This window comes from Pseudomonas sp. GW823-FHT02F05, from assembly GCF_058797315.1.
In genome coordinates this window covers 143,453-164,448 of record NZ_JBXAJM010000015.1, presented here as the reverse complement: position 1 = coordinate 164,448, position 20,996 = coordinate 143,453, and the positions used below count along the sequence as shown (strand labels likewise).

At 61.1% G+C, this 20,996-nt stretch carries 19 protein-coding genes and 1 pseudogene; 16 read left to right on the top strand and 4 right to left on the bottom strand.

The genetic code is table 11. The features are described 5' to 3' along the window. Positions 1-159 precede the first annotated feature (159 nt). From AC1RAC_RS19000 to AC1RAC_RS18990, 3 genes and pseudogenes are all read left to right on the top strand, one after another. Positions 160-270, top strand: a pseudogene (locus AC1RAC_RS19000) (outer membrane lipoprotein carrier protein LolA); the annotation flags it as partial. Between the two features lie 17 nt (positions 271-287). Beyond that, on the top strand, positions 288-1,013 hold the full coding sequence (locus AC1RAC_RS18995; protein ID WP_054897921.1) for a response regulator: 726 nt from the start codon (positions 288-290) through the stop codon (positions 1,011-1,013). Then, positions 1,010-2,620 (top strand): ATP-binding protein, encoded by a 1,611-nt coding sequence (locus AC1RAC_RS18990; RefSeq protein ID WP_492616892.1) that lies wholly within the window; start codon positions 1,010-1,012, stop codon positions 2,618-2,620. Before AC1RAC_RS18995 ends, AC1RAC_RS18990 begins: the two co-directional genes overlap by 4 nt. 104 nt (positions 2,621-2,724) lie before the next feature. Here AC1RAC_RS18990 and AC1RAC_RS18985 read toward each other — a convergent pair whose 3' ends face one another. After that, positions 2,725-3,441, bottom strand: a complete 717-nt coding sequence (locus AC1RAC_RS18985; protein ID WP_259284624.1) for a 4'-phosphopantetheinyl transferase superfamily protein — start codon at positions 3,439-3,441, stop codon at positions 2,725-2,727. Between the two features lie 138 nt (positions 3,442-3,579). Between AC1RAC_RS18985 and AC1RAC_RS18980 the strand changes: the two genes are divergently transcribed. Genes AC1RAC_RS18980 through AC1RAC_RS18970 form a run of 3 tightly spaced genes read left to right on the top strand, consistent with a single transcriptional unit; the run spans position 3,580 to position 5,927 of the window. Continuing rightward, positions 3,580-3,888: a hypothetical protein gene (locus tag AC1RAC_RS18980; protein ID WP_003193560.1), complete on the top strand. Its 309-nt coding sequence runs from the start codon at positions 3,580-3,582 to the stop codon at positions 3,886-3,888. 18 nt (positions 3,889-3,906) lie between these two features. After that, positions 3,907-4,584, top strand: coding sequence for a response regulator (locus AC1RAC_RS18975; RefSeq protein ID WP_003193559.1), 678 nt, complete (start codon positions 3,907-3,909; stop codon positions 4,582-4,584). After that, the gene (locus AC1RAC_RS18970; protein WP_019817208.1) at positions 4,581-5,927 is read left to right on the top strand and encodes an ATP-binding protein; all 1,347 of its coding nucleotides are present in this window, start codon (positions 4,581-4,583) and stop codon (positions 5,925-5,927) included. The genes AC1RAC_RS18975 and AC1RAC_RS18970 overlap by 4 nt, the downstream gene beginning before the upstream one ends. Before the next feature lie 110 nt (positions 5,928-6,037). Here AC1RAC_RS18970 and AC1RAC_RS18965 read toward each other — a convergent pair whose 3' ends face one another. After that, the gene (locus AC1RAC_RS18965) at positions 6,038-7,036 is read right to left on the bottom strand and encodes an AraC family transcriptional regulator (RefSeq protein WP_492616891.1); all 999 of its coding nucleotides are present in this window, start codon (positions 7,034-7,036) and stop codon (positions 6,038-6,040) included. Positions 7,037-7,374: 338 nt separating this feature from the next. On the opposite strand from AC1RAC_RS18965, the gene AC1RAC_RS18960 reads away from it, so the two are divergent. From AC1RAC_RS18960 to AC1RAC_RS18950, 3 genes are all read left to right on the top strand, one after another. Continuing rightward, positions 7,375-8,706: a dicarboxylate/amino acid:cation symporter gene (locus AC1RAC_RS18960; RefSeq protein WP_003189258.1), complete on the top strand. Its 1,332-nt coding sequence runs from the start codon at positions 7,375-7,377 to the stop codon at positions 8,704-8,706. Positions 8,707-8,839: 133 nt separating this feature from the next. Beyond that, positions 8,840-9,826 carry an XdhC family protein gene (locus AC1RAC_RS18955; RefSeq protein WP_072448789.1) on the top strand — a complete coding sequence of 329 codons (987 nt, stop codon included), beginning with the start codon at positions 8,840-8,842 and terminating at the stop codon, positions 9,824-9,826. After that, the gene (locus tag AC1RAC_RS18950; RefSeq protein ID WP_492616890.1) at positions 9,823-10,407 is read left to right on the top strand and encodes a nucleotidyltransferase family protein; all 585 of its coding nucleotides are present in this window, start codon (positions 9,823-9,825) and stop codon (positions 10,405-10,407) included. Before AC1RAC_RS18955 ends, AC1RAC_RS18950 begins: the two co-directional genes overlap by 4 nt. A gap of 427 nt (positions 10,408-10,834) precedes the next feature. Here AC1RAC_RS18950 and rne read toward each other — a convergent pair whose 3' ends face one another. Then, positions 10,835-13,993 (bottom strand): ribonuclease E, encoded by a 3,159-nt coding sequence (gene rne / locus AC1RAC_RS18945; protein WP_492616889.1) that lies wholly within the window; start codon positions 13,991-13,993, stop codon positions 10,835-10,837. A 757-nt stretch (positions 13,994-14,750) separates the two neighbouring features. Between rne and rluC the strand changes: the two genes are divergently transcribed. The 3 genes from rluC to AC1RAC_RS18930 are packed head-to-tail and all read left to right on the top strand — an operon-like array spanning position 14,751 to position 17,364. Next, positions 14,751-15,710, top strand: a complete 960-nt coding sequence (gene rluC, locus AC1RAC_RS18940) for a 23S rRNA pseudouridine(955/2504/2580) synthase RluC (RefSeq protein ID WP_034128444.1) — start codon at positions 14,751-14,753, stop codon at positions 15,708-15,710. Next, the gene (locus AC1RAC_RS18935; protein ID WP_034128443.1) at positions 15,697-16,359 is read left to right on the top strand and encodes an HAD-IA family hydrolase; all 663 of its coding nucleotides are present in this window, start codon (positions 15,697-15,699) and stop codon (positions 16,357-16,359) included. Before rluC ends, AC1RAC_RS18935 begins: the two co-directional genes overlap by 14 nt. Positions 16,360-16,380: 21 nt before the next feature. Further along, positions 16,381-17,364 carry a S49 family peptidase gene (locus tag AC1RAC_RS18930; RefSeq protein ID WP_492616888.1) on the top strand — a complete coding sequence of 328 codons (984 nt, stop codon included), beginning with the start codon at positions 16,381-16,383 and terminating at the stop codon, positions 17,362-17,364. 131 nt (positions 17,365-17,495) lie between these two features. Here AC1RAC_RS18930 and AC1RAC_RS18925 read toward each other — a convergent pair whose 3' ends face one another. Further along, positions 17,496-18,074, bottom strand: coding sequence for a Maf family protein (locus AC1RAC_RS18925; protein ID WP_198791664.1), 579 nt, complete (start codon positions 18,072-18,074; stop codon positions 17,496-17,498). A 105-nt stretch (positions 18,075-18,179) separates the two neighbouring features. Between AC1RAC_RS18925 and AC1RAC_RS18920 the strand changes: the two genes are divergently transcribed. The 4 genes from AC1RAC_RS18920 to fabD all read left to right on the top strand — a co-directional run bounded on the left by AC1RAC_RS18920 (position 18,180) and on the right by fabD (position 20,986). Next, on the top strand, positions 18,180-18,710 hold the full coding sequence (locus AC1RAC_RS18920) for a YceD family protein (RefSeq protein ID WP_003175611.1): 531 nt from the start codon (positions 18,180-18,182) through the stop codon (positions 18,708-18,710). A 13-nt stretch (positions 18,711-18,723) separates the two neighbouring features. Further along, the gene (gene rpmF / locus AC1RAC_RS18915) at positions 18,724-18,906 is read left to right on the top strand and encodes a 50S ribosomal protein L32 (RefSeq protein ID WP_003179396.1); all 183 of its coding nucleotides are present in this window, start codon (positions 18,724-18,726) and stop codon (positions 18,904-18,906) included. Positions 18,907-18,910: 4 nt separating this feature from the next. Beyond that, positions 18,911-19,921, top strand: coding sequence for a phosphate acyltransferase PlsX (plsX, locus tag AC1RAC_RS18910; RefSeq protein WP_072448778.1), 1,011 nt, complete (start codon positions 18,911-18,913; stop codon positions 19,919-19,921). Between the two features lie 126 nt (positions 19,922-20,047). After that, entirely contained in the window at positions 20,048-20,986 is a 939-nt protein-coding gene (gene fabD / locus AC1RAC_RS18905; RefSeq protein WP_492616887.1) for an ACP S-malonyltransferase, read from the top strand. Positions 20,987-20,996: the final 10 nt, after the last annotated feature.

Below are 20,996 nucleotides of genomic sequence, written 5' to 3'. Positions count from 1 at the left end.
CACCGAATATTCCCGGGTAGAAACTGCCGGCGGGAATTTTGAGGGCGCGAACCCTACCACAAAAAATCGCCATGACCGAATGGATTTCCCGGCTTGTGTTCAAGGGCCGGTGCATGGCTACAATCGGCCTTGATCAGGGCAATAGCATGCTTGCTCCACATGACAACTGTAGGAGCGAGCTTGCTCGCGAAAATCGTCAACGATAATGCAGCAAACCTGGATAACCGCGGTGCTCTTGCGTTCTTCGCGAGCAAGCTCGCTCCTACAATAGAGAACCGAGGTAGCGCATGGAGCAAGAAGCCTGGCAGATACTGATCGTCGAGGACGACGAGCGACTCGCCGAATTGACCCGTGAGTACCTGGAAAGCAACGGCCTGCGTGTGTCGGTGGAAGGCGATGGTGCCAAGGCCGCGGCGCGCATCATCGCCGAGCAGCCGGACCTGGTGATCCTCGACCTGATGCTGCCCGGCGAAGACGGCCTGAGCATCTGCCGTAAAGTGCGCGAGCGCTATGACGGCGTGATCCTGATGCTGACCGCGCGCACCGACGACATGGACCAGGTGCTGGGCCTCGACATGGGCGCCGACGACTACGTGTGCAAACCCGTGCGCCCGCGGTTGTTGCTGGCGCGTATCCAGGCGCTGCTACGCCGCAGCGAGCCGGTGTTGCCGCCCGCAATGGAACATCAACGCCGCCTGCAGTTTGGCCCACTGGTGGTGGACAATGCCTTGCGCGAAGCCTGGTTGCATGAGGGCAGCATCGAACTGACCAGCGCTGAATTCGACTTGCTGTGGCTGCTGGTCGCGAACGCCGGGCGCATCCTGTCCCGCGAAGAAATCTTCATAGCGCTGCGTGGTATCGGCTATGACGGCCAGGATCGTTCCATTGACGTGCGTATCTCGCGCATTCGGCCAAAGATCGGCGACGATCCGCTCCACCCACGCCTGATCAAGACCATCCGCAGCAAAGGCTACCTGTTCGTCCCCGAAGCCGCTGCCGACATGCCGCTGTGAACTCGATCTTCCTGCGCATCTACGGCGGCATGTGCGCGGCGCTGATCCTGGTGGCGTTGCTCGGCGCGCTGGCACTGCACCTGCTTAATGATGTGCGCAGCGGCCAGTACCGTGAGCGCCTGGCCCACGGCACCTTTGCGTTGATGGGCGATAACCTGCAACCCATGAGCACCATTGAACGGCAGCGCGCCTTGGCGGTGTGGGAGCGCTTGCTGGGCATCCCGCTAGAGCTGCGCACGTTCACCGATGCGCAATTGGACCTGGGCCAGCGCAACCGCCTGCAACGCGGCCAGGTCCTGGTTGAGCAGACCGGGCCTCATGCGGCGCGGGTGCTGCGGTTGGTCAGCGAGCAAGAGCAATTGGTGCTCACCGGCGAAGTGCAGCAGATCAGCGAGCAATTGGCCCGTGCGACTATTTACCTGCTGGCCGACGAACTGGTGCGTTTCCCGGTGGCCGAACAGCCCCAGCGCCTGGCCGACATCAAACACGCCAAGGGTTTTGGTTTTGAAATGCACCTGATGGCCCTTGACCAGGCCGACATGGACGACGACCAGCGTCGTCGCGTGGCGGAGGGCGATACGGTGATGGCGCTGGGCAAGGGCGGCGATTCGATTCGCGTGTTTGCCGGCATGGTCGGCACCCCATGGGTACTGGAGATCGGCCCGCTGTACCAGATGAACCCGTACCCGGCGCAATGGCTGATCCTGATCACCTTGATCGGCCTGACTCTGATCGGCTTGATCGTCTATCTGCTGGTGCGTCAACTTGAGCGTCGGCTCAAAGGCCTTGAGGCGGCGGCTACGCGTATCGCCAAGGGCAACCTGGAAGTGCGCGTACCCGCTCGCGGTGCAGACTCGGTCGGGCGGCTGGCGGCAGCTTTCAATGGCATGGCCGAGCACCTGCAGCAATTGCTGGCGATTCAGCGCGAGCTGGTGCGCGCGGTCTCCCACGAGTTGCGCACACCGGTCGCGCGCCTGCGTTTTGGCCTGGAGATGATCGGTGACGCCGCCACGCCCGAGGCGCGGCGCAAATACCTGGAAGGCATGGATGGCGATATCCAGGACCTCGATGGCCTGGTGGACGAGATGCTCACTTATGCGCGCTTGGAACAGGGTGCGCCGGAGCTGAATTTCCAGCGCGTAGACCTTGATGCATTGCTCGATCAGGTGATTGGCGAATTATCGCCATTGCGCCCGCAGGTCGCCGTCACTCGGGGTATTTGCCTGTCTTCGGCACATTGGGATGACGCCTGGGTCGACGCTGAACCGCGCTACTTGCACCGTGCCCTGCAAAATCTGGTGAGTAACGCCATGCGCCACGCCAGAGGCCAGGTGTTGATCAGTTATCAGGTGGGGCAGGTGCGCTGTCGCATCGATGTGGAAGACGACGGCCCTGGTGTGCCGGAAAGCGCCTGGGAGCGGATCTTCACGCCGTTCCTGCGCTTGGATGACAGCCGTACCCGCGCTTCTGGCGGGCATGGCCTGGGCTTGTCGATCGTGCGGCGGATTATCTATTGGCACGGCGGGCGGGCGCTGATCAGCAAGAGCAATAACCTGGGTGGGGCGTGTTTCAGCCTGAGCTGGCCCAGGGATCAAGATAAACCCTGAAAACCTAACTGTAGGAGCGAGCTTGCTCGCGAAAAACCTCAACGATAACGCGTGCTGCCTGAATAAACGCGGAGCCTGTGAGTTTTTCGCGAGCAAGCTCGCTCCTACATTGCGATAGCCACCAAGCTCAACAACTGCTCCCCTTGCACCACAAACTGCCCTTCCAGCTCTTTGCCATGCTTCCATTCTTGCGAAAGATCGGTCAGCAACCGCAGGCGCACCTTCCCAGCCGCTGACCACTCCAACACCTCGGCATGCTCGAAATAAAAGCGCTTGTGCACGATCGGATAGAGCGCCTTGAACAAGCTTTCCTTCACCGAAAACGTCAGCGTCACCAGCAAGGCGTGTTGCTCACGGGGCAGGGCGGCCATGCGCTGGAGCTCATCGGCCGTCAAAATTTCCCCGGCCAGGCGTTCGGCCCGTTCCACCGTCAGCAGATGCTCCAGGTCCATGCCCAGCCCGCGCCATTGCGCCTTGTGCCCGACAATCGCCGCAGCGTGCCCGGTGCTGTGGGTGATGGAACCACTGATATGCCCTGGCCAGACCGGGGAACGGTCTTCGCCGATGGCCGGGATGCAGTGCAGATGATCGAGTCGTTGCAGCGCTTCGCGCGCGCACAGGCGGCCGGCGAGAAATTCCGCCTGGCGCTTGGCGACCGAGCGTTGGATGCTCGCGGGCGGCGGCACATCGCAGCGCTGAAAATCGCCGTGGCTCAATAAAGCCGGGTCGAATCGCGTGCTCAAAAACACCGTGCCCGGCAAAGAAACCGGCAACGGCCAATGATCATCGAGTGGGGTGCAGCAAGCGGGTAGGGGCGTCATGCGCGGTATTTTGCCGAGTTGGTGCGCCAGTGGATAGCCCGATGCGGTTCAGCTGCGGTTCAGAGCCCGTTCAGGGGGAGTTCAGGGGCGCCTGCGTAGTCTGGGCCCCACAGCCTAAATGCGTATGAGGTAACCACCATGACTGCGATCAAAAAGCTGATGTTGGCCTTGACCATGCTCGGCGCCACTGCCGGCGTGCAGGCGTCCGATGGCGCCTTTGCGGCCTTTGGCAGCGAGAAAACCAAGAAATCCAGCAACCTGATCCATCGTGTCAGCTTCGAAGACGCCGGCACCCAGGCCGCGCCGTGGGGCCAGGCCCTGGGCGCTACCCCTGCGCAACCCGACTATCGCAGCGGCTACGCGCACCTGACTGGCCACTACAATGGCATAAAACTGCGCCCCCAAGAGCTGCAGGGCCGCTATGATATCCCCCTGTCGGCTAGTTGAATTGCAGTGGAGAACCTTATGAAATTGCTGGTGGTGGAAGATGAGGCGCTGCTGCGTCATCACCTGTTTACCCGCCTGACCGACAGCGGGCATGTGGTCGAAGCCGTGGCCAATGCCGAAGAAGCCCTGTACCAGACCGGCCAGTTCAACCATGACCTGGCGATCATCGACCTTGGCCTGCCCGGCATGGGCGGCCTGGACCTGATTCGCCAGTTGCGCACCCAGACCAAGACCTTCCCGATCCTGATCCTCACCGCCCGCGGCAACTGGCAGGACAAGGTTGAAGGCTTGGCGGCCGGGGCCGACGACTACGTGGTCAAGCCGTTCCAGTTCGAAGAGCTGGAGGCACGCATGAACGCCTTGCTGCGCCGCTCCAGCGGTTTTACCCAGTCGACTATCGTTGCCGGGCCGCTGCTGCTGGACCTAAACCGCAAGCAAGCCTCCCTGGACGAGCAGCCCCTGGCGCTGACAGCCTATGAGTATCGGATCCTCGAATACTTGATGCGTCATCATCAACAAGTGGTCGCCAAGGACCGCTTGATGGAGCAACTGTACCCGGATGACGACGAGCGCGATCCAAACGTGATCGAAGTGCTGGTCGGCCGCCTGCGCCGCAAGCTGGAAGGCCCGGCCGGGTTCAAGCCGATCGACACCGTGCGTGGCCTGGGCTACCTGTTCAATGAGCGCTGCCGTTGATTCGTTCGCTACGTGTGCGCCTGATGCTGGCGGCCGCCACCCTGGCCGTGCTGTTTATGCTCGGCCTGTTGCCGGCCATGCAAGGCGCGTTCAGCCTGGCGTTGCAGGATTCCATCGAACAGCGCCTGGCGTCGGATGTGACCACCCTGATTTCTGCGGCGCGGGTCGACAATAACCGCCTGCTGATGCCGGCGCAGCTGCCCGATGAGCGTTTCAACCTCACCGACAGTCGGCTGCTGGGTTATATCTACGACCGTGAAGGCCATCTGGTATGGCGCTCGCGGGCGACCCAGGAAGAAAACATCAACTACAAACCGCGCTATGACGGGCGCGGCAACGAATTTGCGCGGATTCGCGAGGCCAATGGCCAGGAATTCTTCGTGTATGACGTCGAGGTGCGCCTACTGGGAGGCAAGAGCGCGGCGTTCAGCATTGTCGCCTTGCAGCCGGTGCGCGAATACCAACTGACCCTCGAAGGCCTGCGTGAGAACCTCTACCTCGGGTTCGGCGCGGCGTTGCTGGTGCTGTTGACGCTGTTGTGGCTGGGTCTGACCTGGGGCCTGCAAGCCCTGCGGCGCCTGAGCCATGAGCTCGACCAGATCGAAGGCGGCACCCGCGAAAGCCTCAGCGAAGAACACCCCCGTGAGCTGCTGCGCCTGACTGGCTCCCTGAACCGCTTGCTGCACAGCGAGCGCGAACAGCGTGCGCGCTACCGCGATTCTCTTGATGACTTGGCTCACAGCCTGAAAACGCCACTGGCGGTGTTGCAGGGCGTGAGCGAAGACATGGCCCAGCGGCCTGAAGAACGTAGCCAGGCGTGGGTGCTGCAATCGCAAATCGAACGCATGAGCCAGCAGATCGGTTACCAACTGCAGCGTGCCAGCCTGCGTAAAAGTGGCCTGGTGCGCCACCAGGTCCGCCTGGAACCGGTGGTGCAAAGCCTGTGCGATACATTGGAAAAAGTTTACCGCGACAAGCGGGTCACCGTGACCTTCGATTTACCGCAGGCCTGCGAAGTGCCCATCGAGAAGGGCGCGTTGCTCGAAATGCTCGGCAACCTGCTGGAAAACGCCTACCGCCTGTGCCTCAAGCAAGTGCGTATCAGCCTGGTGGAAAACCTCGATGGCATTGAGCTGTGTATCGAAGACGACGGCCCCGGCGTACCACCGGACCAGCGTGCACGGATCCTGCAGCGCGGCGAACGGCTAGATCGCCAGCACCCGGGGCAGGGGATCGGGCTGGCGGTGGTCAAGGACATCATCGAAAGCTATCACGCGCGGTTGACGTTGGGGGATTCAGCGTTGGGTGGGGCGGCGTTCAGGATTCACTTTCCTGCCTTGTGATCTGCACTGGCCTCATCGCAGGCACGCCAGCTCCCACATTTTGATGTGTGAATACATTCAACTGTGGGAGCTGGCTTGCCTGCGATGAGGCCCTCCCAGCCAATACACCGCTAACTCTCCTGCGCTCTGTAGGCCCCCGGCGTCAACCCCGTCCACTTCTTGAAGGCCCGATGAAACGCCGACGGTTCGGAAAACCCCAACTGTTCCGCGATCTCCTGCAAAGACAAATCCGCCCGCCCCAGGTGGTAAATGGCGATATCCCGGCGTAGCTCATCCTTCAATGCCTGAAAACTTGTGCCTTCTTCGCGCAGGTGGCGGCGCAGGGTCTGTGGGCTGATGTGCAAGTGCTGGGCGACGGCTTCCAGGTCTGGCCAGAGCGTGCGGTCGCGGCTCAGCAGGCGGCGCAACTGGCTGCTCAGGCTGTCACCTTCATCCGGCCGGGACAACAAGTCGGCAGGGGAGCGCTGCAAGAAGTGCTTGAGGGTGCGTTCATCCTGCAACAGCGGCAGGCTCAGGTAGCGGCTGGGAAACACCAGGCTGCTGGTCGGCGCGCCGAACACCTGGCGGCAGGGGAACAGCAGGTCATATTCACCGGCATGGGCCGGCATCGGGTAACTGAAGGTGGCCTGCTGCAGCCGGATACGCTGGCCGATCAACCAACTGCCCAGGCGATGCCAGATCACCAGCAGGCATTCACTGAGGAAGTGGTCCGGGTCCCATAGCTGTGAGTCGTCCAGGCTCAGGCGCGCCATGTCGCCTTCTTTGGTCAGCTGCCAGCGTGGGCCTTGGGGGAACAGGCTATAGAACAATAAGCCGCGCTCCAGCGCCTTCTCCAGCGTGCGGCAATGGATCAGCGCGTGGCACATCATGGCGAAAGTGCCGCGTTTGCTCGGCCCTTCGGCAAACCCCAGGTATTCGTCATCCAACCCCAGCCAGAGCATTTGCAGCAAGCGGGCAAATTGCTCTGGAGCGATGCGGGCGCGGGGTTCGGTCAGCAGTTCCGGGGTGATGCCCACCTGCTGCAACACCCCCGAGTAGTCGAAACCGGCTCGGCGCGCACCGCCGAGGGCCGCTCGGGCGTAATGGCTGGCGATGGTACGTTCACGCATGCAAGGGCCTCATCCATGGAGTGGCGGATGGTAGCCATCACCCAGTGGGGCGACAAGGCGGATATCCGCCAAATTGTAGGACGAGACAGGATGAGTGGGCGGAAATCCGCCACTGTGTTGCACTCTCCGGAGTCGCCCGTGAACCCAAAGCCCTCATGTCTAAAGGCCTTCAGCGCGTTTAAGCAAAGTGGCACGCTGTTTGCGATAAGGATTACAGCGCAGGCTTGCTCCTACAGGCTTCGCAAACAACAAATCCCTCCAGTGCAGGAGGGTTCGCAATTCAAGTGCCGTGGGCAATGGCGGATATTTGCCACACGGGACGATTGAGGAACTTTGCAATGACGACTCGTCAGCCAATCTACAAATCCCTGTATTTCCAGGTGATCGTTGCAATCGTTATCGGTATTTTGCTCGGCCACTTCTACCCGCAGACCGGCGTGGCCCTCAAGCCACTGGGTGACGGCTTTATCAAGCTGATCAAAATGGTCATCGCCCCGATCATCTTCTGTACCGTGGTCAGCGGCATCGCTGGCATGCAAAGCATGAAGTCGGTGGGCAAGACCGGCGGCTACGCGCTGCTGTACTTCGAAATCGTTTCCACCATCGCCCTGCTGATTGGCCTGGTCGTGGTCAACGTGGTGCAGCCGGGCGCCGGCATGCACATCGACGTCGCGACCCTGGATGCTTCCAAAGTGGCGGCCTACGTCACCGCCGGTAAAGACCAGAGCATCGTCGGCTTTATCCTCAACGTCATCCCGAACACCATCGTCGGCGCCTTCGCCAACGGCGACATCCTGCAAGTGCTGATGTTCTCGGTGATCTTCGGTTTCGCCCTGCACCGCCTGGGTGCCTACGGCAAGCCGGTGCTGGACTTCATCGATCGCTTCGCCCATGTGATGTTCAACATCATCAACATGATCATGAAGCTCGCGCCAATCGGTGCCCTGGGTGCCATGGCGTTCACCATCGGCGCCTACGGTGTCGGTTCCCTGGTGCAGTTGGGCCAGTTGATGATCTGCTTCTACATCACCTGCATTCTGTTCGTGGTGCTGGTGCTGGGCGCTATCTGCCGCGCTCACGGTTTCAGCGTGTTGAAGCTGATCCGCTACATCCGTGAAGAACTGCTGATCGTACTGGGCACCTCGTCGTCGGAATCCGCACTGCCGCGTATGCTGATCAAGATGGAACGCCTGGGCGCGAAGAAGTCCGTGGTCGGCCTGGTGATTCCAACCGGTTACTCCTTCAACCTCGACGGTACGTCGATCTACCTGACCATGGCGGCCGTGTTCATCGCCCAGGCGACCGACACCCACATGGACATCACTCACCAGATCACCCTGCTGCTGGTGCTGCTGCTGTCGTCCAAAGGCGCTGCTGGCGTGACCGGTTCGGGCTTCATCGTACTGGCCGCCACCCTGTCGGCCGTTGGCCACCTGCCGGTTGCCGGCCTGGCGCTGATCCTGGGTATCGACCGTTTCATGTCCGAAGCCCGTGCACTGACCAACCTGGTGGGTAACGCAGTTGCCACCATCGTTGTGGCCAAGTGGGTCAAGGAACTGGACACCGACAAGCTGCAAAGCGAGCTGGCGTCTGGCGGTACCGGTATCTCCGAAACCCGCGAGCTCGATGACCTGGGCGTGGCTGAAGGCCCGGCGCCTGTCGTCAAGTAAGTGGCTGCTGGCGTGAACTGACGCCAACGCTATCCGTAAACGCCCCGACTGGTTCGGGGCGTTTGCGTTTCTGGCGGGATACAACCGATATTTTTGGTTTACAGTGAGCGCGACAGTACTTACCGGAGGCCTGATGGACAGTGTGGATCTGAACGTCCTGCGCAGCGTGCTGCAATGGCGCCGCGCCGGGCAGCGCGTGATGTTGTACAGCGTGGTGCAAACCTGGGGCAGCGCGCCGCGCCCGCCGGGAGCGATGCTGGCCCTGCGCGGTGATGGTGTGGTGATTGGTTCGGTGTCGGGCGGTTGCATCGAGGATGACTTGATCGCGCGCCTGCAGGACGGCCGCTTACCCGCTGACGGCCCGCCCGTGCAGTTGGTGACCTACGGCGTCACCCGCGACGAGGCGGCGCGTTTTGGCCTGCCCTGCGGCGGCACCCTGCGGCTCACCGAGGAGCGCGTGGAAGAGTGGGGTTGGGTCGAAACGCTGCTGGCGCGTTGTGAAGATCATCAGATTATCGCTCGCGAGCTGAACCTGGCCACCGGCGAAGTGACCTTGAGCGCCGCCAGCAAGACCGACGTGGTGAGCTTCGACGGCGAACGCTTGCGCGCCATCTATGGCCCGCGCTGGCGCCTGCTGTTGATCGGCGCCGGGCAGCTGTCGCGCTACGTAGCGGAAATGGCACGTCTGCTGGATTTCGAAGTGCTGATCTGCGACCCCCGCGAAGAGTTCGTCTACGGCTGGGAAGACCAGCATGGACGCTTTGTGCCGGGCATGCCCGACGAGGCGGTGTTGAATATCCATACCGATGAACGCACGGCTATTGTTTGCCTGACCCACGATCCACGTCTGGATGACATGGCGTTGCTGACGGCGCTGAACTCCACGGCGTTCTATATCGGCGCCCTGGGTTCGCGGGTCAATACCCAGAAGCGCCGGGAGAACCTGGCCGCGCTGGGCTTGTCGGCGGAGGCCATTGCGCGTTTGCACGGGCCGATCGGCCTGCATATCGGCAGCCATACGCCAGCTGAAATTGCGCTGTCGCTGATGGCGGAAATTGTTGCGATCAAGAACGGTGTGGCACCGATGCAGAAAAAACCGATGGCAGTGGTGGCCGAGTGATGGTGGCGGCGATTGTGCTGGCGGCGGGGCAGGGCAGTCGTTTTCGCGCCGAAGCTGGAGCTGATCAAGACAAATTGCTTGCCGCGTGTGCGGGGCTGGATGGCGTTAGTCGGCCGGTCATCGAGCAGGTGCTGCGCAACTTGCCTGAACGTGTTGTAACGCGCTGGCTGGTGACGTCGCCGGAGCGCGGGGAGGTTATCCGCCTGGCAGAGGCTTACGGCTGTCAGGTTGTGCTGCTGGACTCGAGCGGGATGGGCGACAGCATTGCGGCGGCGGTCAAGGCCAGCGGTGCAGCGGATGGGTGGCTGGTGGTGTTGGGGGATATGCCGTTTATTCAGTCATCGAGTATCGAACGGGTGATTGCCAGCGTGGAGGGCATCACTGTGCCGGTATCTGCCGGGCAGTACGGGCATCCGGTGGCTTTCCATCACAGATTTGGGCCGGCGCTGATGGCTCTGAGTGGGGATCGTGGGGCCAGGCCGTTGTTTGCACAAACTCAGGTGCGAGAGGTGCAGGTAGATGATCCTGGTGTGCTTTGGGATGTGGATGTGCCGCAACGGTTGAGTTTTACTGCAGGTTAAGTGTGGCAGCTGGCTTGCCTGCGATAGCGGCCTGACAGTCAACACAGTTGGATTGTGTACATTTCCATTCCTGCGGTAACGACCACTTAAGGTTCCGCCCTGACGGAGGCTAAACCGGCATCCCTGCCGGTTTACCCCCCAAATCCCTGTCGAATTCCGGCCAGCGTGGTTTGACGGGGCGCCTAAGATCAAAAGCAGATCAAGAGCGACTCGCTTCGCATCGTGGTTACCGTCTGTCGTTACAGCCCACAAAGTTGTGTAGATACCTCTGCTGCGATAGCGGTGTGTCAGTCACCGCCACGCTGGCTGAATCGACGCTATCGCAGGCAAGCCAGCTCCCGCAGTGATCGCATTCCAGGTCGAGATAATCAGCCATAAAAAAGCCCCGCCTGATCACTCAGGCGGGGCTTTTTAGTGGCTTATGGAATCAGACGAGGGGTTTAGGCTCGTGCTCTGCTTCCTGGGCCTCGTGCTCTACCGCCTTGGCTGCGGCTGCAGCAGCTTCGGCTTCCTTGCGGCGACGACGCACTTCACGCGGGTCGTTCGGCGCACGGCCGTTTTCGGTGAGGGCGCTTGCAGGTGCAGCTTCAACCACAGGGGCGGCCACTTCGGCAACCACTGGGGCTTCAACTTCAACCACGGGCGCAGGCTCAGCAACCGGCGTCGGCTCAACCACTGGGGCTGGCTCGGCGACGACTTCAGCAACCGGTGCCGGTGCTTCTTCTACCACTGGGGCAGGCGCTGGCGCTTCAACCGGTGCAGCCGGTTCGGCGGTCCACTGGAAGGCGGTCTGTTCTTCGCGAACTTCACGCACAGCCGGAGCAGCTTCTTCGACCACCGGAGCTTCTACAGCCGCTTCGACTACTGGCTGAGGCTCAACCGATGGAGCTGGCTCAACGGCAACCACGTCGGTTTCTGGCTGTGCATCGCGAACCGGGGCAACTTCCACTTCCGGAACCACTGGGGCTTCGACAGGGGTCGTGGCTTCAACGACTGGCGCTTCAACAACCGGCGCTTCAACCGCTGGGGTTTCGGCGGCTGGCGCTTCTACGGCAACAGTGTCTTCGATGGCAGCGGTAGCACGTTCGGCTTGCTCGTGAGCCTGGGCTTCAGCAGGTGCGCTGATGACTGAGCTGGCAACGGCAGCGGTAACGGCCAAACCGGCAGCCAGTTCGGCGCCTGTTGGCTCGTTGTTGGCAGCTTCTGCGTTCTCGCCGGTTTCTTCCGAACCTTCGATTACGTTGCCGTTGGCATCACGCTGACGCTCACGACGGTTGCTGCGACGACGCTGGCCGCGGGAGCGGCGGCGTGGACGATCGCCTTCGGCGTTGTCCTGGCCGTCTTCCTGCAACTGCTCTTCGCCGGTCAGTACTTCTTCTTCGGTGGCAGCAGCGGCTTGCTCGGCGCGTGGTTGACGCTCTTCACGTGGCGGGCGCGGTTGGCGCTCTTCGCGTGGTGCACGTTCTTCACGCGGCTGGCGGGCCGGGCGTTCTTCGGTGCTAACGGCTGCGGCAGCGGCAACGGCAGGTGCCGCGTCCAGAGGCTCGCGCAGTTCACGCACGCGTTCTTCACGCTCGCCACGTGGCTTGCGGTCTTCACGTGGAGCGCGTGGGGTACGTGGGGCGCGCTCTTCACGCGGTGCACGTTCTTCACGGGCGACGGTCGGGGTTTCTTCGCGGGCTTCGCGAGGCGCACGCTCTTCACGTGGTGCGCGTTCTTCACGCGGGGCACGTTCTTCGCGAGGCTTGCGCTCTTCGTCACGGCGGCCGTTGCGGTTACGGCTCTGCTGGCGACCGTTGCGACGCTCTTCGTTGCGCGCCGGGCGCTCGGTGGCAGGTTTTTCAACCACAACCGGGGCAGCAGGCTCTTCCTTGGTGGCGAACAGGCTGACCAGCGACTTCACCAGGCCCTTGAACAGGCTCGGCTCAGGCAGGGCGGCCGGCGCGGCAACCGGGGCGGCAGCTTCGGTCGGTACCGGTGCGTTGGCGCGGGCCGGTGCAGTCTTCACCGCGGCTTCCTGGCGAACCAGGGTGCGGGTCGCAGCGGCTGGCTGGACTTCTTCGACTTCGGCGGCAGCCGCGGCGATTTCATAGCTGGACTGCCCGCTATGGGCTTCCGGGCTGTCGTCACGCAGGCGCTGTACTTCGAAGTGCGGCGTCTCGAGGTGATCGTTCGGCAGGATGACGATACGGGCACGGGTGCGCAGTTCGATCTTGGTGATCGAGTTGCGTTTTTCATTGAGCAGGAAGGCGGCAACCGGAATCGGCACTTGCGCGCGAACTTCGGCGGTGCGGTCTTTCAGGGCTTCTTCTTCGATCAGGCGCAGGATCGCCAGGGACAGCGATTCAACGTCACGGATGATGCCGGTGCCGTTGCAACGCGGGCAGACGATGCCGCTGCTCTCGCCCAGGGATGGACGCAGGCGCTGACGGGACATTTCCAGCAGGCCGAAGCGCGAGATACGGCCCACTTGTACGCGGGCGCGGTCAGCTTCCAGGCATTCGCGGACTTTCTCTTCCACGGCGCGCTGGTTCTTGGCAGGGGTCATGTCGATGAAGTCGATCACGATCAGGCCGCCGATGTCACGCAGACGCAGTTGGCGGGCGATTTCTTCAGCCGCTTCCAGGTTGGTCTGCAGGGCGGTTTCTTCGATGTCGCTGCCTTTGGTCGCACGTGCCGAGTTGATGTCGATGGACACCAGGGCTTCGGTCGGGTCGATCACGATGGAGCCGCCGGAAGGCAGCTCGACCACGCGCTGGAAAGCGGTCTCGATCTGGCTTTCGATCTGGAAACGGTTGAACAGCGGAACGCTGTCTTCGTACAGCTTGATCTTGCTGGCGTACTGCGGCATTACCTGGCGGATGAAGGTCAGGGCTTCGTCCTGAGCTTCAACGCTGTCGATCAGCACTTCGCCGATGTCCTGGCGCAGGTAATCGCGGATGGCGCGGATGATTACGTTGCTTTCCTGGTAGATCAGGAACGGCGCGGAACGATCCAGGGACGCTTCTTTGATAGCGGTCCACAACTGCAGCAGGTAGTCGAGGTCCCACTGCATTTCTTCGCTGCTGCGGCCAAGGCCTGCAGTGCGAACGATCAGGCCCATGTCGGCCGGTGCGATCAGGCCGTTCAGCGCTTCACGCAGTTCGTTGCGCTCTTCGCCTTCGATGCGACGGGAAATACCGCCTGCACGTGGGTTGTTCGGCATCAGCACCAGGTAACGACCGGCGAGGCTGATGAAGGTGGTCAGGGCTGCGCCCTTGTTGCCACGTTCTTCTTTTTCGACCTGGACGATGACTTCCTGGCCTTCGCTCAGGACGTCCTTGATGTTCACGCGGCCTTCAGGGGCTTTCTTGAAGTATTCGCGGGAGATTTCTTTGAGGGGCAGGAAGCCGTGGCGCTCGGAGCCGAAATCGACAAAGGCAGCCTCAAGGCTTGGTTCGATGCGAGTGATACGGCCTTTATAGATGTTGGCCTTTTTCTGCTCGCGTGCACCGGATTCAATGTCCAGGTCGTAGAGGCGTTGGCCATCTACCAGTGCAACACGCAACTCTTCGGGTTGAGTTGCGTTAATCAGCATTCTTTTCATGTTGTACCGTCGGTTTCCGGGCTGCCGGAAACGGCGTTCGGCACACACGACTTCTCACGGTCGGTGTCAGGTGCGTCAAGAGTGGTTGGCCACTCCAGTGTCCAGCAAAATCGGCCAATTGGGCCGGTATCGCGACGGACGCGTCCTGCTCGTTAGCGGTGGTGACAAAGGCACCACTTCAACAAAAGCTAAGGTCAGGAGGAGGAATCAACCGGCGACTGTGGACGAGATGAAGCGTCTAAAACAAGCCTAGTGCTACACAGTCCGACGGTTGTGCATCTCCACCCTACACGTATCCCTGATAATTCGGGTGCTGCCGCGCGCAGAATCCGCAGCGGGTTGGCATTTACCGTGTTCTCCAATGGGGAGAACACGCTCATGGCTAAACAAGACTAGGTGTGGGCGGTTGCGCTCTCACTCAGCTCTTAACAGGCGTTGTTTCCGAAGCATTCGCCATGGTCTGGCTCAAAACTGACTGCACTTTGTGAACTGGCCGTAAATATCGGCGCAAAAGGCGAGTATTCACTCTGCTTTCTGCACTCGCTTCAGGCCTCATGTCACCTGCGCTTGTTACAATCTTGAGCCTTCCTGGGTGGCGAAAGCCCCGTAGGACGGCCTCGCGTCCTGATGAATTGCGATGGTCAGGGCCGGCAGTTTGCCGCATGTCCTCTGTCCAGGCCGCTTTTGGCGGCGTTCGCGACTATAGCAGTAATGATTAAGTGCTTCAATTCCATAAAAAATTGTTATCATCGCCGCCATGACGACTACCACCCCCCCGACCCCCAGCGTCCAGCTGCTTGAGGTCTCGCCGGAATATGCCGGCCAACGCATCGACAACTTTCTTTTGGCCAGGCTCAAAGGCGTGCCCAAGACCTTGATTTATCGCATTTTGCGTAAAGGCGAAGTGCGCGTGAACAAGGGGCGCATCAAGCCTGAGTACAAGCTGCAGGCGGGCGATATCGTCCGTGTGCCGCCAGTGCGCGTGCCTGAACGCGACGAACCGGTACCGCTGGCCCAGGGGTTGTTGCAGCGCCTGGAAGCGTCGATCGTGTTTGAAGACAACAAGCTGATCGTGATCAACAAGCCCTGTGGCATTGCGGTTCATGGTGGCAGTGGCTTGAACTTCGGCGTGATCGAAGCCTTTCGTCAGTTGCGCCCGGATGCCAAGGAACTGGAACTGGTGCATCGCCTGGACCGTGACACCTCCGGCCTGTTGATGATCGCCAAGAAGCGCAGCATGTTGCGCCACTTGCACACCGCCTTGCGTGGTGATGGTGTGGACAAACGCTATATGGCGCTGGTGCGCGGCAACTGGGCCAGCTCGATCAAGAGCGTGCGTGCGCCGCTGCAGAAGAGCAATCTGCGCTCCGGCGAGCGCATGGTCGAAGTGGACGAGGAGGGCAAAGAAGCCCTGACCCTGTTCAAGGTGCTGCGTCGCTTCGGTGACTTCGCCACGATGGTCGAGGCCAAGCCGGTCACTGGCCGCACTCACCAGATTCGTGTGCATACCCTGCATGCGGGCCACTGCATTGCGGGCGACACCAAGTACGGCGACGAAGATTTCTCCAAGGAAATTCGCGACCTGGGCGGCAAGCGCCTGTTCCTGCACGCCTACATGCTCACCGTGCCGCTACCCGATGGCGGCGAGCTGAAACTGCAGGCGCCGGTCGATGAAATGTGGGCCAAGACCGTGGAGCGTTTGAGTGTCGCACCTTGACTACAAGCTGCTGATCTTCGATTGGGACGGGACGCTGGCCAATTCCATTGGCCGCATCGTCGAGTCCATGCACATGGCGTCGACCCGCTCGGGCTTTGAGTTGTGCACGGACCTGGCGGTCAAGGGCATTATCGGTCTGGGTTTGCCTGAAGCCATTCGCACCCTGTACCCCGACATCAGCGACGCCGAGTTGGTAGCGTTTCGCGAGCACTACGCCGACCACTACATTGCGCTGGAAGCTACGCCTTCGCCGCTGTTTGAAGGCGTGGTGCAATCGCTGCAAGCGTTTCGTGCCGAGGGTTATCACTTGGCGGTCGCCACCGGCAAAGCTCGTCGCGGCCTGGACCGTGTGCTCAAGGCTCACGGCTGGGAAGATTACTTTGATATCACCCGCGCTGCGGATGAAACCGCCAGCAAGCCTCATCCCTTGATGCTGGAGCAGATCCTTGCGCACTGTGGCGTTACGCCACGCGAGGCATTGATGGTGGGTGATGCGTCTTTCGACCTGATGATGGCGCGCAATGCAGGCATGGATAGTGTCGCCGTCAGCTACGGCGCCCAGTCTGCCGAGGCGTTGCAGCAGTACGAGCCGAGGCTGACGATTGATCATTTTTCCGAACTGCAGGTCTGGCTCAGCCGGGCCCGATAAGTCTTTGCTGGGGTTGATGGCATGAGTGACGAGTGGAAGGCGCCTGAAAAGGCACAGAGCAGTGATGATAAAAGCTGGAAGCTTTTGGAGAAGACCCTCCTGGCCAGCGTCCAGGAACAGCGGCGTTCGCGGCGCTGGGGGATTTTTTTCAAGCTGCTGACCTTTGTGTACCTGCTTGGGATGCTGGCGCTGTTCAGTCCGCTGATGGACATGGAAAAGAGCGCCACCCGTGGCAGTCATTACACCGCCTTGATTGAAGTGCGCGGCGTGATTGCCGACAAGGAGCCCGCCAGTGCCGACAATATTGTCACCAGCCTGCGCGCGGCTTTTGAGGATGCCAAGGTCAAGGGCGTTATCCTGCGCATCAACAGCCCAGGTGGCAGCCCAGTGCAGTCGGGTTATGTGTATGACGAGATTCGTCGTCTGCGCGCCTTGCATCCGGATACCAAGCTCTATGCCGTAATCTCCGACTTGGGTGCCTCGGGTGCCTATTACATTGCCAGCGCCGCAGACCAGATCTATGCCGACAAGGCCAGCCTGGTGGGCTCTATTGGTGTCACGGCGGCCGGTTACGGTTTTGTGGGTGCCATGGAGAAGCTGGGGGTGGAGCGTCGCACCTACACCTCGGGCGAGCATAAGTCGTTCCTCGATCCTTTCCAACCGCAGAAGGCGGATGAAACCGCGTTCTGGCAAGGCGTGCTCGACACTACCCATCGTCAGTTCATTGCCAGCGTCAAGCAGGGCCGTGGTGACCGGTTGAAGGATAAGGAGCATCCGGAGCTGTTCTCCGGCCTGGTCTGGTCGGGCGAGCAGGCATTGCCGCTGGGCCTGATTGACGGCTTGGGCAGTGCCAGCTCGGTGGCGCGGGATGTGATTGGCGAGAAGGAGTTGGTGGATTTTACGGTCGAGGAATCGCCGTTTGATCGCTTCTCCAAAAAGCTCGGTGCTAGCGTGGCGGAGAAGCTAGCCCTGTACATGGGCTTCCAGGGGCCGTCCCTGCGCTGAAATTCCAAGCTAGGTGTAGATCAACTGTGGGAGCGGGCTTGCCCGCGATAGCGATGGATCAGTCGATATAAGTGTCGCCTGGTACATCGCTATCGCAGGCAAGCCAGCTCCCACATTGCTTTACGAAGGTTTCAAGGGATCTGTACGCTTTCGGTCAGCAGCATGTCCACCAGTCGAATCAGTGGCAGCCCAACCAGGCTGGTCGCATCCGGTCCCTCGGTGCTCCGGAACAAGCTCACACCGAGCCCTTCTGCTTTGAAGCTGCCCGCACAGTCATAAGGCTGCTCGATCCGCAGATAGCGCTCAATACGCTCTGCATCCAGTTCGCGCATGTGTACGGTAAACGGCACGCAGTCCACCTGGCAGCGCCCGGTCTCGCTGTTGAGCAGTGCCAGCCCGGTAAGAAAGCTCACACGCTTGCCGCTGGCAGCCAGTAATTGCTCGCGGGCATTTTCGAAGGTGTGCGGCTTGCCGATGATCCGGCCTTCCAGTGCGGCGACCTGATCCGAGCCAATGATTAAATGCCCAGGATGGCTGGCGGCGAGGGCGCGGGCCTTTTGTTCGGCCAGGCGCTTGACCAGTTCGATGGCGGATTCATCCGGGCGGTGGCTTTCGTCGATATCCGGCGAGCTGCAGGTGAACGGCAGGTGCAGGCGACTCAGTAATTCCCGGCGATAAACCGAGCTGGACGCGAGTAATAAAGGCAGCATATACGTCTCCTCAAGGCAGTCGCCGATTCTAGCGACGTGACCGGCTGACGCACAGGGCTGAATTTCCTTTGACATGGCCGGGTGCATCCCTATAATGCTGCGCCTATGTTGAATGACCCGATTCCACCTCACGTTGACCCGCGCAAATTGGCTGATCGTGGCACCACCCTTCAAGGTGAAGTGCTGCTGGCCGATTTGGAGAGACTCTGCGACCCGCTTTCCGACACTGTCGGTACGGTGCAGGCGAAATTCGTTTTTGAACGAGATGAACGTAAATCTGTGGTAATCCACAGCGTTATCGACACCGAAGTCAAAATGGTTTGCCAGCGTTGTCTTGAGCTGGTCACCCTGCCGATCCACAGCGAATGCAGTTATGCTGTGGTGAAAGAGGGTGCGAATACCCAGTCGTTGCCGAAAGGTTATGACGTGCTGGAACTGGGCGAAGATCCATTGGATCTGCATGCACTGATCGAGGAGGAGCTTTTGCTCGCCTTGCCCATTGTGCCTGCTCATCATCCGGAAGAATGCCAGCAGCCGGAGGGTCTCGATGACGAGGCCGAGCCGAGCGAGGACGAGGTAACGCGGTCCAACCCGTTCAGTGTATTGGCGCAGTTAAAGCGTGACCCAAACGTTTAGGAGTTAATCAATTATGGCTGTTCAGCAGAACAAAAAATCCCGCTCCGCCCGTGACATGCGCCGTTCGCACGACGCTCTCGAGGCTAGCACCCTGTCCGTGGAAAAGACCACTGGTGAAGTTCACCTGCGTCACCACGTATCGCCAGAAGGCGTATACCGTGGCCGTAAAGTGATCGACAAGGGCGCTGACGAGTAATCACTTGTCTGCTCAAGTCATCGCGATTGACGCAATGGGCGGGGACTTCGGTCCCCGCAGCATTGTTCAGGCCTGCATTGCCAGCCTGTCTGCCACGCCCTCGCTGCATCTGACCCTCGTCGGTCAACCCTCCCTACTTGAAGAACTGATTGCCAGCCATCCGGCGGTGGATCGCGCGCGCCTGACGATTACGCCAGCCAGCGAAACCATCAGCATGGATGAAAAGCCGGCGGTTGCCCTGCGTGGCAAACCCGATTCTTCAATGCGGGTGGCCCTTGAGCTATTGCGTGATGGCAAGGTGCACGCCTGTGTCAGTGCCGGTAATACCGGCGCGTTGATGGCCTTGTCGCGGCACGTGCTCAAAACCCTGCCGGGTATTGATCGGCCGGCAATGGTGGCGGCGATCCCGACGCAGAAGGGCTATTGCCAACTGCTGGACCTGGGCGCCAATGTTGATTGCAGCGCCGAGCACCTGCTGCAGTTCGCCGTAATGGGCTCGGTGGCCGCCGAAGCGCTGGGCGTGGCCCGACCCAGGATTGCCCTGCTGAATATCGGTACCGAGGACATCAAAGGCAACCAGCAAGTCAAGCTTGCCGCCACCTTGCTACAAAGCGCGCGGGGCTTGAACTACATCGGCTTTGTTGAAGGTGATGGTTTGTACCGTGGTGAAGCTGATGTGGTGGTGTGCGACGGCTTTGTCGGTAATATCCTGCTCAAGTCCAGCGAAGGCCTGGCAACCATGATTGCCACGCGTATTGAAGCTTTGTTCAAGCGCAACCTGGGGGCACGTATGGTGGGTGCCTTGGCGTTGCCCCTGATGCGACGCTTGCAGGCTGACCTGGCGCCAGCACGGCACAACGGTGCAAGCTTTCTTGGCTTGCAGGGCATTGTGGTAAAAAGCCATGGCTCGGCCGGTGTGCTGGGCTTTCAAAGTGCAATTGCGCGGGCCTTGATCGAGATTCAGGAGAACCTGCCGCAACGCTTGCACGGCCGTCTCGAGGATCTGTTGCCTTAGGCGAATTGGCCCGGGAGTGCTTAAATGTGACCGGCCAGTTCAATTGACCATCCAATCAGTCAGTTTCGTTCGCGCCCACCGTAGGCGCGAGCATTTTTGACGACCAGATCATTAGGGGCTTGTTACATGTCTACATCCCTCGCATTCGTCTTTCCAGGGCAGGGTTCGCAGTCCCTCGGCATGTTGGCCGAGCTGGGCGCGCAATACCCGCTGATCCTGGACACCTTCAAGGAAGCTTCCGACGCCCTGGGTTATGACCTGTGGGCACTGACCCAGCAAGGGCCGGAAGCATTGCTCAACCAAACCGATAGAACCCAGCCGGCCATCCTGACCGCTTCGATCGCCCTGTGGCGCTTGTGGCTGGCTGAAGGCGGCGCACGCCCTGCCTTCGTCGCGGGTCACAGCCTGGGCGAATACAGCGCCCTGGTGGCCGCGGGCAGCCTGACCTTGGCTGAAGCGGTCAAGCTGGTCGAGCGTCGTGGTCAACTGATGCAAGAAGCCGTGCCGGCCGGGCAGGGTGGCATGGCCGCTATCCTGGGCCTGGACGACGCGGTGGTGATCGCGGCCTGCGCCGAAGCGGCGCAAGGCGAAGTGGTCAGCGCGGTGAACTTCAACTCCCCAGGCCAGGTGGTGATCGCCGGTGCCAAGGCGGCCGTCGAGCGTGCCATCGAGGGTTGCAAGGCCCGTGGCGCCAAGCGAGCGCTGCCATTGCCGGTGAGCGTACCGTCCCACTGCGAACTGATGCGCCCGGCGGCCGAGCGCTTTGCCGAGTCTATCGCTGCCATCAACTGGCAGGCGCCGCAGATCCCGCTGGTGCAGAACGTCAGCGCGGCCGTGGCCGCCGACCTCGACACCCTCAAGCGCGACCTGCTGGAGCAGCTGTACAAGCCAGTTCGCTGGGTTGAATCGGTCCAGACCCTGGCCGCCAACGGTGCCGCCGAACTGGTCGAGTGCGGCCCGGGCAAAGTCCTGGCCGGCTTGAACAAGCGCTGCGCCGACGGTGTGTCGACCGCCAACCTCAATACCCCAGAAGCCTTCGCTGCCGCTCGCGCGGCACTGGCCTGAATCCCGTACA

What these genes read in the sequence shown, in the direction of transcription:
- rpmF (WP_003179396.1), top strand. Translation starts at nt 18,724, where the DNA reads ATGGCTGTTCAGCAGAACAAAAAATCCCGCTCCGCCCGTGACATGCGC.
- rluC (WP_034128444.1), top strand. Translation starts at nt 14,751, where the DNA reads ATGACGACTACCACCCCCCCGACCCCCAGCGTCCAGCTGCTTGAGGTC.
- AC1RAC_RS18995 (WP_054897921.1), top strand. Translation starts at nt 288, where the DNA reads ATGGAGCAAGAAGCCTGGCAGATACTGATCGTCGAGGACGACGAGCGA.
- AC1RAC_RS18955 (WP_072448789.1), top strand. Translation starts at nt 8,840, where the DNA reads ATGGACAGTGTGGATCTGAACGTCCTGCGCAGCGTGCTGCAATGGCGC.
- AC1RAC_RS18965 (WP_492616891.1), bottom strand. Translation starts at nt 7,036, where the DNA reads ATGCGTGAACGTACCATCGCCAGCCATTACGCCCGAGCGGCCCTCGGC.
- AC1RAC_RS18930 (WP_492616888.1), top strand. Translation starts at nt 16,381, where the DNA reads ATGAGTGACGAGTGGAAGGCGCCTGAAAAGGCACAGAGCAGTGATGAT.
- AC1RAC_RS18920 (WP_003175611.1), top strand. Translation starts at nt 18,180, where the DNA reads ATGTTGAATGACCCGATTCCACCTCACGTTGACCCGCGCAAATTGGCT.
- AC1RAC_RS18960 (WP_003189258.1), top strand. Translation starts at nt 7,375, where the DNA reads ATGACGACTCGTCAGCCAATCTACAAATCCCTGTATTTCCAGGTGATC.
- rne (WP_492616889.1), bottom strand. Translation starts at nt 13,993, where the DNA reads ATGAAAAGAATGCTGATTAACGCAACTCAACCCGAAGAGTTGCGTGTT.
- fabD (WP_492616887.1), top strand. Translation starts at nt 20,048, where the DNA reads ATGTCTACATCCCTCGCATTCGTCTTTCCAGGGCAGGGTTCGCAGTCC.
- AC1RAC_RS18925 (WP_198791664.1), bottom strand. Translation starts at nt 18,074, where the DNA reads ATGCTGCCTTTATTACTCGCGTCCAGCTCGGTTTATCGCCGGGAATTA.
- AC1RAC_RS18975 (WP_003193559.1), top strand. Translation starts at nt 3,907, where the DNA reads ATGAAATTGCTGGTGGTGGAAGATGAGGCGCTGCTGCGTCATCACCTG.
- AC1RAC_RS18980 (WP_003193560.1), top strand. Translation starts at nt 3,580, where the DNA reads ATGACTGCGATCAAAAAGCTGATGTTGGCCTTGACCATGCTCGGCGCC.
- AC1RAC_RS18985 (WP_259284624.1), bottom strand. Translation starts at nt 3,441, where the DNA reads ATGACGCCCCTACCCGCTTGCTGCACCCCACTCGATGATCATTGGCCG.